The 13,532-nt window shown below is 44.8% G+C and carries 8 protein-coding genes and 5 pseudogenes; 7 read left to right on the top strand and 6 right to left on the bottom strand.

All coding sequences use genetic code 11. The features are described 5' to 3' along the window. The first annotated feature begins 320 nt into the window (after window positions 1-320). A pseudogene (locus tag TT11_RS16865) lies at window positions 321-1,726 on the top strand (nucleobase:cation symporter-2 family protein). Window positions 1,727-1,884: 158 nt separating this feature from the next. Here TT11_RS16865 and TT11_RS02190 read toward each other — a convergent pair. After that, the gene (locus TT11_RS02190; RefSeq protein WP_261868928.1) at window positions 1,885-2,430 is read right to left on the bottom strand and encodes a TetR/AcrR family transcriptional regulator; all 546 of its coding nucleotides are present in this window, start codon (window positions 2,428-2,430) and stop codon (window positions 1,885-1,887) included. Window positions 2,431-3,072: 642 nt separating this feature from the next. Between TT11_RS02190 and uraD the strand changes: the two genes are divergently transcribed. From uraD to TT11_RS02155, 6 genes and pseudogenes are all read left to right on the top strand, one after another. Next, complete coding sequence (gene uraD / locus TT11_RS02185) at window positions 3,073-3,606, top strand: 2-oxo-4-hydroxy-4-carboxy-5-ureidoimidazoline decarboxylase (RefSeq protein WP_261868927.1); 534 nt, start codon at window positions 3,073-3,075, stop codon at window positions 3,604-3,606. Window positions 3,607-3,671: 65 nt separating this feature from the next. Next, window positions 3,672-4,040: a hydroxyisourate hydrolase gene (gene uraH / locus TT11_RS02180; protein WP_057759601.1), complete on the top strand. Its 369-nt coding sequence runs from the start codon at window positions 3,672-3,674 to the stop codon at window positions 4,038-4,040. A gap of 111 nt (window positions 4,041-4,151) precedes the next feature. After that, window positions 4,152-5,506, top strand: a pseudogene (locus TT11_RS02170) (urate hydroxylase PuuD). Window positions 5,507-5,587: 81 nt separating this feature from the next. After that, window positions 5,588-6,569 (top strand): annotated as a pseudogene (gene puuE / locus TT11_RS02165) (allantoinase PuuE). A 172-nt stretch (window positions 6,570-6,741) separates the two neighbouring features. Further along, window positions 6,742-7,777: pseudogene (gene alc / locus TT11_RS02160) on the top strand (allantoicase); the annotation flags it as partial. 43 nt (window positions 7,778-7,820) lie between these two features. After that, on the top strand, window positions 7,821-8,351 hold the full coding sequence (locus TT11_RS02155; protein WP_261868925.1) for an ureidoglycolate lyase: 531 nt from the start codon (window positions 7,821-7,823) through the stop codon (window positions 8,349-8,351). A gap of 169 nt (window positions 8,352-8,520) precedes the next feature. Here the strand turns inward: TT11_RS02155 and TT11_RS02145 are convergent, their stop codons facing one another. The 5 genes and pseudogenes from TT11_RS02145 to TT11_RS02130 form a co-directional block, all read right to left on the bottom strand. Beyond that, window positions 8,521-9,258: an amidohydrolase family protein gene (locus TT11_RS02145; RefSeq protein ID WP_370587738.1), complete on the bottom strand. Its 738-nt coding sequence runs from the start codon at window positions 9,256-9,258 to the stop codon at window positions 8,521-8,523. Between the two features lie 153 nt (window positions 9,259-9,411). After that, on the bottom strand, window positions 9,412-9,849 hold the full coding sequence (locus TT11_RS16860; protein ID WP_370587737.1) for a hypothetical protein: 438 nt from the start codon (window positions 9,847-9,849) through the stop codon (window positions 9,412-9,414). Window positions 9,850-9,953: 104 nt separating this feature from the next. Further along, on the bottom strand, window positions 9,954-10,925 hold the full coding sequence (locus TT11_RS02140) for an XdhC family protein (protein WP_261868924.1): 972 nt from the start codon (window positions 10,923-10,925) through the stop codon (window positions 9,954-9,956). Beyond that, window positions 10,918-12,998: pseudogene (gene xdhB / locus TT11_RS02135) on the bottom strand (xanthine dehydrogenase molybdopterin binding subunit). Before xdhB ends, TT11_RS02140 begins: the two are co-directional and overlap by 8 nt. A 70-nt stretch (window positions 12,999-13,068) precedes the next feature. Beyond that, the gene (locus TT11_RS02130; protein ID WP_261868923.1) at window positions 13,069-13,470 is read right to left on the bottom strand and encodes a hypothetical protein; all 402 of its coding nucleotides are present in this window, start codon (window positions 13,468-13,470) and stop codon (window positions 13,069-13,071) included. Window positions 13,471-13,532: the final 62 nt, after the last annotated feature.

Here is a 13,532-nt window from a genome sequence, read left to right as displayed (position 1 = left end):
GGAATAAATATTAAGCAAGCAAAATTGAAATGCCCCAATCATAGTCGTTATGGTTGGGGCTTTTTTTGATTAAAAAAACAGTAATAGAAATAACAATAAATCTTAGTACTTATTTACTTTCAATAGTCAGCACCCCTCGTCTTTGATCTACCTTCCTATGTTACCTAACCCTCCCTACTTCGTAACAAACCTGTAAACGCACTAGTACCAAAAAAATACAAGTCAAGGATTGGGTTAAGACTTTGATCTCGTGATCTACCACATTGTCTGATATCTACAGTTAATCGGGTGCTAAGCAGTTATTTTAGGAGGAAACCACCATGAGTGAAAACGTTCCAGCGAATACCGATTTACTGTATAGACTGCATGACCGTCCCACCCCCATTAAAGCATTCTTAGGTGCCATACAGCACGTACTTGCTGCTTTCGTTGGTATTATTACCCCTTCATTAATCATCGGTGGCACTTTAGGTCTAGGGGAACATATTCCTTATCTTCTTAGCATGTCGTTGATCGTATCTGGGGTAGCGACTTTTATTCAAACTCGAAAAATCGGTCCCATCGGCTCTGGCCTTATGGCACTGCAAGGCACCAGTTTTGGTTTTTTGGCGGCAGTATTGACAGCAGGATTTGTAGTAAAAAACCGCGGTGGTAGTCCTGAAGAGATTTTATCCGTTATCTTTGGTGTGTCGTTTCTCGGTGCATTTGTTGAGATATTTTTGAGTCAATTTATCACCAAACTCAAATCATTTATGAGCCCTATTGTTACTGGCTGTGTGATTGTCACGATTGGTTTGTCCCTAACAAAGGTAGGTCTCACTGATTTGGCAGGTGGGTTTGGTGCTGAGGATTTCGGTAGTATTCCAAACCTACTCTTAGGTGGTGGCGTACTCGTCAGTGTGGTGCTCATTAGCATTATTAACAATAAGGTTGTTCGCTCAAATGCTATCTTTATCGGTCTGATGTTAGGCTTGCTCGCTGCCGTATTTATGGGGCGCATTGATTTTCATTGGTGTCTGAAGCGGATTTTTTCACCGTTCCCATTCCCTTCAAATATGGTTTTGGTTTTGATTGGCAGGCATTTATTCCCATTGCCTTTATGTACATTATTACCAGTATCGAGACCTCAGGCGATTTGACAGCTACCTCGATGATATCAGGTGAACCGATCAAAGGCCCTCTCTATGAGAAACGCATCAAAGGCGGCGTACTAGGAGATGGTGTTAACTCTCTGATTGCGGCGGTATTCAATACCTTCCCTGTGACAACCTTTAGCCAAAACAACGGTGTGATCCAAATGACGGGTATTGCCAGTCGCTACGTGGGTTTCTATGTTGGCGGCCTCTTATGCCTGATGGGGCTATTCCCTGTCCTTGGTGCTATTTTTACGCAGTTACCGAAGCCTGTCGTTGGCGGCGTCACGCTACTGATGTTTGCGACGGTAGCGACTGCTGGTATTCGTATCTTATCTACCGTGCAATTTACGCATCGTAATGTCTTAATCATTACCACCTCACTGGGTCTGGCAACGGGTATCGCCTTTGTCCCTGACGTACTGTCACAAACGCCGCAGTTCTTTCAGAATATCTTTGGCTCAGCGGTAACGATGGCAGGGATTGTGGCTATCACCCTTGATATGATTTTACCCAAAAACTATGGCATCGAGTTTGATACCAAAGCACAGCATGCTAAAGACGGTTTAGAACCAACTCAGGAAGTCGCTTAATGCTAAACACAAGCTAGGGTTGAACATATCGAAGTGTTTCGCCGTAAACGAGGTGCACAGAAAAATAGAAACAATCTGTGCACTTCGCTGATTAAGCACCTGACTTATTAAATAGACACCCTGTCAAATAGGAACCTTGTCAAATAGCTATCTTGTTATCATTCAAGGCCACAGCCTTTTAAAATAAAGGGCACCAGAAAGTCTGCCGCACGCGCTTCATCTGCTGCGTCATATGATGTCTTATCCATCAATCCAACGATTTCAATCTCAAATTCAGCATAACGTTGGGTAGTCGCCCAAATCAAAATCAGTAGTTGGAGAGGATCAGTAATCCCAATTTTGCCTTGCTTGTGCCACTCTTTCATTACCTGTGCTTTATCGTGTACCCACTCCTTCATCGTAGTGGACATAAATTCATGCAAATGCGGTGCGCCGCCGATAACTTCAATCGCAAACAATTTATGGCGACTTGGATTGACAAAGGCTTGATGTAGCTTGGTACGGACGAATTTTTCGATGACTGTTTTTGGGTCGCTATCTACTGTAATGGTTACCAAACCTTCGTTCCATTCTTGAATGATCGAACGCAGCACTGCCATGTAGAGATTCTTTTTGTTTTTAAAGTAGTAGTGAACATTAGCTTTAGGCAAGCCTGCTCTATCGGCAATACCCTGCATCGTAGCACCGCGATAGCTTTGGAGCACAAACTCTTCTTCAGCTGCCGCTAAGATAAGCGCTTGGTTCTGTGCGCGAATGGCTTGTTGGCTACGGTGCGAGGCGTATCAGTCACTGAGGTTTCTTCCTTTTGATTATTTTGAGCCATAGCAGTGGTATCTCACTTTAAGAGACAGGTTCGACAAAATAGTCGCTATATTTTGCTGTGTATTCTTGTATAAATACATAGATTTGATCAGCATAACCTGTTAAATAAAAATATTTCGCATAAAACAGTTGACCAATTAGTCAGGTTTTAGCAAAATGGGAACTGTAAATCAATTACGCCGTCATTAATCACTTCTTGCCATACGTTTTGGACGGCTAAAATATCAGTGTTTCCTTAGCAAATCTGTTTCATATTGTCAGTTCACTATAACTTGAAATTATGCAAAGCGTATATAAGCGCTAAAGGTCTGACTACGAACACATAGATTACTGGCTTTTGTTTTCAAGCCAATTAATAGCTGCTAGCTTAATCAAATCATCTATGAAGCTGAAGCAACCGCTACTTATCAAAATTACTGCTTGTACCTATAAGTTTATGCAAATAATCATAAGGTATAAACCTCTATCAAACATTTATCGCCCAATACAGATAACGGGCTACCCTATTAGAAAAGGATGTCATCGTGAGCTTAACCTTAGCGCAATTCAACGACCTATCACAAGAAGTCGCCATCGCTCAGCTATTGACTTGCTGCACCAGTAAAAGATGGGCCTATAAACTTGCAGTCGCCCGCCCTTTTGCAGACTTTGATGTACTGTTAGCAAGTAGCGACGCTATCTGGGACAAAGTACAAAACGATGAGGCTAGCCTATTAGAAGCGTTTGATGGGCATCCGCAAATCGGTAACGTGGCATCTCTAAAAGAAAAATACCGCAACACACAAAGTAACGCTGCACACGAACAATCAGGGGCTAACGATGCAGCAGATGAGGTGCTCAAAGCACTTGCCAAAGGCAATCGAGACTATCTCGATAAATTTGGTTTTATTTTTATTGTCTTTGCGACGGGTAAAAGCGCGCAGCAAATGCTGGATCTGTTATTAGCGCGCCTGCCTAATGATCGTGCCACTGAACTGCTCAATGCAGCCGCTGAGCAAAATAAAATTACGCGTCTACGTTTAAATAAATTGCTAGGTAATGCTTCGACAACCAAATAGTAGTCGCAGAGTTAGGCTAGTATTTTAACCCGATTTATATTTCTCACAAATTTAAAGGAAGCATTATGTCTGCCACCCTATCATCACATATCTTAGACACTCATCTTGGCAAACCTGCGGCTGATGTCGCCGTTACCTTACACCGCGTACAAGACAATGGTGTCGCCACATTACTAGCGCATGGTACAACCAATAGTGATGGCCGTGTCACACCAGACGCTTGGCAGTTTGATACAGCTATCGATAGCACAGAGCGTCAGCTAAATATTGGCCGCTATACCGTAACGTTCGATACTCAGTCTTATTTTGATGCTCAGCAGCTAACAGCATTTTACCCGCAAGTGGTTATCGACTTTGTAGTAAACGATGCCAGTCATTATCACGTGCCGCTTCTGCTTAGTGCGCACGGCTATAGCACTTATCGCGGATCGTAGCTTTGGTGCTGTTTAGCTCTCTGCTTTGTTTTTAGCTTGCAAGAAATACTATCAAAAGAAATTACCAAGACATTTTATTAAGACACTGTCATATTAAAGGACATTTATTACATGGGCGCCTATCTTCTCGAATGGTTGAGTTTATTTTTCCGCTGGTTTCATGTTATCGCTGGGGTAGCATGGATTGGTGCATCGTTTTATTTTGTGTGGCTAGATCTAAGCTACGCAAACCGCCACAGTGGAAAACAGACAAAGGCATTTCAGGTGATCTTTGGGCTGTCCATGGCGGCGGGTTTTATGAAATTGCCAAATACAAACTCGAACCAGAAGAGATGCCAAAGACGCTACATTGGTTTAAATGGGAAGCTTATACCACTTGGCTGACGGGTGCGGCGATGATGTCTATCGTCTATTATGCCAATGCAACTGCCTACCTAATTGACCCAAGCAAAGTACCTTTTACTAGTATCGGTGCCATTGCTACCAGCTTGCTTTTCTTATTTGGTAGTTACTTCATTTATGAAGTAATCGTGCGCAGTCATTTGGGTAAAAACGCGTTTATCTTTAGTACGCTAATTTTTATCTTACTGGTCATCGCGAGCTGGGGTTCTTACCAGCTATTTAGTGATCGCGCCTCATTTATACATATCGGTGCTATCTTGGGCACGGTGATGGTAGGTAACGTATTCTTCGGTATTATGCCAGCTCAGCGTGCGCTCGTTGACTGTGTGCGGCGCGGCGAAAAACCGGGTAAAGAAGTGGCTGAATTGGCATTACAAGCCAAAAATCGCTCACTGATGAATAACTATTTTACCCTACCGCTGATTTTTACCATGATCAGCAACCATTACCCAATGATGTATGCTCATGAAAAAGGTTGGTTGGTATTGGTCTTCGTCGGTATCATTACCGCGACTGCGCGTCATTACTTTAACCAAAAGCATTTGGGTCATAAAAAACCACGCTACTTGGTTATTCCAGCCGTATTAACTGTATTATTAATTATCTGGATGCGACCTGAGCCGATTGAGCCAGCGCCTGCAATGCCTGCTACTGCCTCAGTAGCACCTACGACAACTGATAGCACGCCGCCAGCTACGAGCGCGACTACTGACTCAAACACTGATACTGTTGCTAACGCTAATACCAATTCTAATAGTAATGCTACTAATAGCGTTAACAATGATGCCGCTATTGCTGAAGCCGTACCAGTGAGCGCGTCAGCAGATGACGCCATGATGGATGTCGTGCATACGCGCTGTAGCACCTGTCATGCGGTGCAGCCAACACAGCAAGGCTTCGCCGCACCGCCAGCAGGAATCATTTTGCAGACACCAGAAGACCTAAAAATACATAAAGCGAAAATCGTCACTGCGGTACAAACTGGCTATATGCCGCTTGGTAATATTACTCAGTTGACGGATGCCGAGCGCCAACAACTCGTGGCCTATGCATCATCACTTTAATTTGTGATAAAAAATAACTGTCCTTTATGAGCAATATTCAAACAAATATTTCAGGCTCTAACCGATATAGGAACATAAATAATGAGCAAAAAAATTACCAGTGACTTTGATCTGAGCACATATCCTCGTGACCTAAAAGGCTACGCTGGCAATCCACCAAAAGCGAACTGGCCAGGTGGCGCAAAAATCGCCGTACAGTTTGTATTAAACATCGAAGAAGGTGCAGAAAATAGCGTCATCCATGGCGATGGACAATCAGAGCGTTTTTTTGTCTGATATTTTAGGCACGCCAGAATTTAACAACCGTCACCAGTCTATTGAATCTGCTTTTGAGTACGGTAGCCGTGTCGGCGTGTGGCGTGTGTTAGATGTCTTTAAAGATTATGGTATTCCTATCACCACGTTTACCTGTGCCGCCGCTGCTGAAAAGACCCCGCATATCATCGAGCGTGTATTAGAAGATGGTCATGAGATTGCCAGTCATGGTTTACGCTGGATCACTTATCAGGATATGTACCGTGAGACTGAGCGCGAACACATTCGCTGTGCCACCCAAATATTTAAACGCATGCTCGGTGGCCAACCTCTTGGTTGGTATACAGGACGCGATAGTCCAAATACTCGTGAACTGGTCGCTGAACAAGGTGGCTATACCTATGACTCTGACTCGTACGGTGATGAGTTACCATATTGGCTCAATGTAAAGGTCCAAGATGGCAATCTGATCACGCGCAAGCCGCATTTGGTCATACCTTATAGCCTCGAGACCAATGACATGCGTTTTTCTTCTAGCCCAGGATTCACCCACGCTGAACCATTTTATCAATATCTCAAAGACAGCTTTGACACCTTATACGAAGAAGGCGCACACACCCCTAAAATGCTGACTATTGGCTTGCATTGTCGCATTATCGGGCGTGCAGGACGCATCAAAGCGCTAAAACAATTTTTGCAATATATCACCGCTAAGCCCGACGTATGGATATGCCGCCGTGATGATATCGCCAAGCACTGGTATGAAAACCATCCTGCCACGTCAGACAATACTTCCAACTGGATGTAAGCTAGGCTATCGTCCTAGTACTCGTTCTGCTTAGCTGAGCGAGTGCGAATTGGCATAGATTAATATATAAAATAAGCCATACGTTATTAATAAACACCATTATTAAAAAAAGGAATCATTGTGAGTCAACACACTTCAGAAGTTGGACAAATTATCTCCGCAAATAATCTACCTGATACCCTGCCAGCATTTACCAAAAAAATCAAACGTCGCTGACAGTCGCTTGGGTGCAAAATCACTGTTCGCCACCGATGATTTCTTTGCGGATAAAAGCCGTATTCTAAATCCTGATGCGCCTATCTTTGTCGTGGGTAAGTTCGATGACAACGGTAAGTGGATGGACGGCTGGGAAACTCGTCGCAAGCGCCACTTGGGTTACGATTATTTAGTTATCCAGCTTGCGCGCCCAACCAAAGTGACTGGTCTCGATATTGATACCAGTCACTTTACAGGTAATTTCCCATCTTCCGCCAGTGTCGATGCCTTGTACGCGCCAGAGCTACTGCAGCAAGATGAAACTGAACTTACCAGTCTAAGCAAAGAAGACTGGGACAATAAAAATTGGCAGGCGCTAGTGGGTATGACCCCGTTGCAAGGTCACAATCATAAGCTTATCGAGATTGATCATGAGCCAACGGTGACCCATATTCGTTTAAACATCTATCCAGATGGCGGCGTTGCCCGAATACGTGTCTATGGTGATATCCAACTTGATGCCAGCCTAAACATACAAGGCGAGACGCTTGACTTGGCTGGCGCGTTAAACGGTGGTCGTGCGATTGCTAGTAACGATGCACATTTTGGTGCTGCTAGTAATTTACTACTACCAACTAAAGCGCCTAATATGGGTGATGGTTGGGAGACCCGCCGTCGCCGTGAGCCAGGTAATGACTGGTGCATCATCGCGTTAGGTCAAGCAGGTATCGTTGATTCCATCGAGATAGATACTGCCCACTTTAAAGGCAACTATCCTGATAAAGTATCGATCCAAGCCGTCTACTCACCAAATACACCAGAGCAAACTTTAGTGACTCAGAGTATGTTTTGGGAAACCCTGCTTGAGCCGCAAAAAAACCAATGCTGACGACGTTCATACTTTTAGTAAAGATAAGCTTGAGATAGACCAGCCTATCACCCATATTCGGGTCAATATCTTCCCAGATGGTGGTATCAGCCGTGTACGCGTGTATGGCAAAATTGCTGAGGCTAATACTGACAATGTACTGATATTGATAGCAAAGAGGCTGAATAATGAGTGTCACACTAACGGCTAAGCCTTTGACCAAGGCAAACTTTGCCCCCTATGGCTCGGTCATCGAGCGCTATAGTGATAATGAGCAAACCGCTGATAATACTTATGAGATCAATAATGGCTATGCGGTTCGTCATCATGCACTTGCCGAAAGTAAACTAGACGGTGGTGCAGTTGGCATGAGTATCTTTCGAGCCAAAAAGCGTGAGAATCCGATTGCCCTTTCGGTCATGGAATATCATCCGCTTGGGACACAAGCATTTGTATCTATGGAAGGCCAAGACTATATCGTCGTAGTTGCTAAAGCTGGTGTGCCGCCGCAGTCGCCTGATGACCTAGCAGTGTTTTACGCGAAATCTCACCAAGGTGTACAGTACGATGCTAATGTCTGGCATCACCCTCTACTCGCGCTTGGGCGTGACAGTGATTTCTTAGTTATTGATCGTATCAATGGCGAGGGTAATAACTGTCATGAGATTGATATCACGGAGTGGCATGTGTCTATTGAGTTAAAAGATGAATGCAACTAAGCTGTCATTAAGCACAAATCAATCTGATAAAAGCCCTGTTTATGTTTAACATAAACAGGGCTTTTTCGTTATTCATATTTTTCGCTAATTTATTAAGCAGTAGATTTACGATAGCGACTCACGCCTGCGATGACTGTCTGATCAATTACTCTATCATCACCCAGCATCATTAGTACAAACAACTGCTCTTCCAGTGTCTTGGTCTGCGCCATACGCCGCTCAAGCAATGCCGTTGCACCCATATCGATGACCACAAAATCCGCTTCTTTATTTGGCATAAAGTTACCGATTTTATCGTCCAATAATAGCGACTGGGCATTACCCAAAGTAATTTGATATAGCCTTGATGAGCGGATAGTTGATTGCTTTGTAGTTGTTGGATTTTATACGCTTCTGACAGAGTCGTCAGCATCGACAGACTTGTCCCTGCTCCAACGTCAGTGGCGATACTGACACCGGTATAACTTAACGTCTTGGGTAAATCGAATAGTCCACTTCCCAGAAACAGATTGGACGTCGGACAGTGTGATATCTGCGTACCAGTATCGCGTAAGCGTTCATACTCAGATATTTCAAGGTGAATACCATGTGCCAAGGTGGTGCGTCGACCCAGTAATCCCATCGTATCATAGACATCGAGATAGCCTTTATGATTGGGATATAATTGTTTTACAAAGGCAATTTCATCATGATTTTCTGCTAGATGCGTCTGCAGATAAACACTCTCGTAACTGGCATACAGCTCACCTGCCATTTGTAGTTGCTTGGGTGTCGAAGTAATAGCAAAGCGCGGGGTAATCGCCACATGCTGACGGCCGCGCTCATGCCAGTTATCAATGATGTTCTGGGTATCTCGAATGCCTTGCTCAGCAGGCACACACAAATTATCAGGCGCATTTTGATCCATCAAGACATTACCCGTGATCATACGAGTATTGAGCTTGTGACTTTCCGTAAAAAAATGCGCTCACTGATTCAGGATGACTGGTAGAAAACACCATGGCGCTCGTCGTACCATTTGCCAGCAGCTGGTTTAAGAAGAACTGTGCCGTATCATGCGCTACTTTCGGATCGCCAAAATTGGCTCGGTGACGAAAGTATAATTGTTAAGCCAGTCAAGTAATTGCTCACCGTAAGCAGCAATCATATCTATTTGCGGATAATGCACATGGGTATCAATAAAGCCTGGCATGATCAACTTATCGCGATAATCATGTACTTTGACTACTAACTGTCCTGCTTGCTCAGAGGTATTAGTATATTTCGCTAATATTGTCTCGTTATGACCATACTCTACAATGCACCCTGTCACACCATCTACGACAAGCGCACCATCAGCGATATATTCAGGATAAATTCGGACACCTTCAATCACTGGTAGTAACGTTACGTCTCGTTCCACAGCTAATGTCTGTGAATGATCAGAGGATGTACGCTCAGTACGATCGCTTTCGGTCAAATAGTGCAGCAGTCGAGCTTGATAAATATGTAGGGTCATTCGTAGATCTCACAATGGCTTGGTAGTCCTGAGCGTTTTGATAAATAGTACTGAGCGCTTTAATAATTTGATAAAAAGTATAAAAATTATATGGGGTGAGCCGTTCAAGAAATAGCCTGATGATACTGCTGTAGTAGCTGTGCCACGATAGACACGGCCACCGCCATCGGCTCTTTACCACCAACTGGCAATCCGATTGGCATGACCAACTGATTGACTAGTTGCTCACTGTAGCCACGCTGAATCAAACGGTCTCTAAAACGCTTGGCTTTGGTGGATGAGGCAATACAGCCAACATAAGGTAATGAGATATCTGAGCGCTTACCATCAGCTAAGCAGATATCAGAAACAGTATCTAATGCCGCCCGTACTAACTCAAAATCCACACTATGGTCATGCGTCATAACCAAAATAAAACGCTGACCACCCTGCTCGATAAATGGACGCACAAAATCGACAGGATCATCATCAATATGCGGACGAATATGCGCTGGTAAGCTATAAAGTTTGGATTGATTAGTAGTAGATTCATTAACTAAGTAACGCTTAAACATCTCTGGGCGACTGTCCACCCAATCTACCTGACAAGGTAGCTCAGCGAGGATGGTCATTAGCGCTGATGCTACATGCCCTGCACCAAACACTAGTACTGACATCGGCGGCGTTACATTGAAGCATTCGAACATAACGGTGACGCTACCGCCGCAACACTGTGCCAATTTCGCACCTAGCGGGTAGTGCTTGGTGTAGACAGCATCACGGCGCACTGCTTTAGAAGGTATTAACGTGCTTTCACCGTCAGTTTCAGCGACTTTTGGTTTTAATTCTTTTGATACCGTTGCCGTTATTTCACCATTCAATAGCTGCCGTGCCGTATTGATCACGTCATGCTCTAGACCGCCGCCGCCTAGTGTATCCACGATACTATCTTGCGTGACAATCATCTTTGCCTGTAGCGCTCGAGGAGCAGATCCATTCACAGCTACGACCGTCGCCAACACGTGAGCGATGCCGCGCTGCTGATATCGCGCTAGACCTTCATACCAGACGACTGGCGGTACTAACGACTCATTCACTGTGCGCAGGACCTCTTGCCCCTGCTACATTTGGATGCTCTATCGCGTTAGCCTGATCATCGGTTTGTTTACCTTCGACTTTTTTTGGATCGATGTCTTTAGCGTGACGCACGTCTTGCGGCATTGCTTTTTCGTTGTATAAGTCGCTATTTTCTTCTGCGTTTTTGACTAAACTATCAATCGTATCTGTATCTGCTTCAGTTGTTAAATCCCACGGCGTGCCTTGCATACGCATGACTGCTTTTAATACCGCTTCTGGCGTCGCAGGCATGGTCAGCTCTGGATTCTTTTTATAATCACCAAGGCTCGCGACCGCATTATTGAGGGCGCACCACACGCTGGCTGCCAACATAAACGGCGGCTCGCCAACGGCTTTAGAGTTATAAATCGTTTGTTCTTCGTTTTTGCGATCGTACAATTTGACATTCCACTGCTTAGGCAAGTCATGCGCGGTTGGGATTTTATAATTAGCAGGACTATCAGATGCCAGCTTACCTTTGTCATTCCAGATCAGCTCTTCTGCTGTAAGCCAACCCATACCTTGCACAAAGCCACCTTCAATCTGGCCAATATCAATGGCAGGGTTGATCGATTGTCCCGCGTCATGCAGCACATCACAGCGTAGTACCTTGTACTCGCCCGTCAAGGTATCAATCTCAACCTCAGCACAGGCAGCACCCAAGGCAAAGTAGAAGAACGGACGTCCCCATGCTTTAGAGCGATCATAAAATATCTTAGGCGTTTTATAATAGCAGTAGACGACAGACTGATGCGGTTCTGGTACGACAGTTGAATCATTTCAGCAAAAGTAAGCGTTTCTTTATCACCGATATAGACATGGTTCTTTTCAAAACGTACGTCTTCTTGTGCTACTTCGAAGTGCTCAGCAGCAAATTCAAGTATGCGCGCTTTGATACTTAGACAAGCATTTTGAGCTGCCTTACCATTAATGTCTGTCCCTGATGACGCGGCGGTTGGTGAAGTGTTAGGCACTTTGTCGGTACGTGTCGCTGATACTTTGACCGTGTCCAGATCAACGTCAAATTCATTGGCAACAATCTGGGCAATTTTAATATACAGTCCTTGACCCATTTCAGTACCGCCGTGATTGAGATGTATACTGCCATCAGTATAAATATGTACCAATGCACCTGCCTGATTGAGCGTTTGCACTGTAAATGAAATACCGAATTTTACTGGCGTTAGAGCAAGACCCAAACGTTTATCACTGCCTTCAGCGGCAGCTTTTTGATTGGCTTCTAGGATTTGCTGGCGACGGTTGTCATAATCGCAATCGTCTGCCAGTTTGGTCATGATGGTCGCCAAATCGAAATGCTCAATCGTCTGACCGTAATGCGTACTTTGACCATCTTGATACAAGTTTGCCAAACGCACTTGTAATGGATCTTGCCCCAGCGTATAGGCAATATGGTCCATCATATATTCAGCAGTCATCAGACCTTGCGGACCACCAAATCCTCGATAGGCAGTATTAGATACCGTATGTGTCTTACAGCGATGACCCGCAACATGAGCAGCTGGATAATAATAGGCATTATCACAATGGAACATCGCTCTATCGACAATAGCATCAGACAAATCTGGTGCATAGCCACACAAGCCAGCCAATTGCATATCAACGCCCAATATACGCCCAGACTCGTCTAAACCGACTTCGTAACGGTTGGCAAACTCATGACGCTTACCCGTCACCACCATGTCATCTTGACGATCTAGACGCATACTGACAGGAACGTTATGACGTTTGGCGATAATACCGCACAGACATGCCCATGCAGCGGCTTGCGTTTCTTTACCACCAAACCCGCCACCCATACGGCGCACGACTGTGTTTACCGCATGAAATGGCAGATCTGTCACTTCGGCGACCAGCTGCTGTACTTCGCTTGGATGCTGTGACGACGTATACACTTCTAGCCCGCCATCGTCACAAGGCACGACATAAGACACTTGGCCTTCGAGATAAAAGTGTTCTTGCCCGCGCATATGAATATGACCTTCAATGCGAATCGGTGAATTCTCAAGTGCAGTCGCCGCGTCACCACGCTTCATAAAATGACTCGGACGCACAAATAACTCTTGCTCTAACGCTTTATCAATACTAAGTACCGCTGGCAATGGCTCATACTCCACCACTGCCTTTGTCGCAGCTTTTTTTGGCAGCGCGATGACTGCTCGCTACTACTACGAATAACGTCTGACCCACATACTCTGTGATGTCATCCACCATCAGTGGCTCACCGTCGAACACCGCACCGATATCCGTCTGCGCAGGCAAATCTTTAAAACTTAAGACATCTACCACCCCATCCGCATCTCTAACAGCGCTCAAATCCATACTTAGTACACGTGCATGAGCGTGGCTACTTTTACCTACTGCCAGATGTAGCGTGCCTTGCGGTTTTGCAATATCATCCACATAAGTCGCCGTCCCCATGACATGGCTAATCGCACTATCATGCTTAGCCGAGGTACCAATTTTGTTTTTTTGGCGGACGCACGCGGCGGATACTATAACTGTCAAATAAAGACGAATGATGGCTCATGGCGGATCTCTTTTATTAGGACGCTTTTATTAATGCTCTT

The sequence above is a fragment of the Psychrobacter sp. JCM 18901 genome (assembly GCF_000586435.1).
Taxonomy (GTDB): domain Bacteria; phylum Pseudomonadota; class Gammaproteobacteria; order Pseudomonadales; family Moraxellaceae; genus Psychrobacter.
The sequence above is the reverse complement of the archived record's forward strand: the minus strand, read 5'-3'. Positions and strand labels throughout refer to the sequence as shown.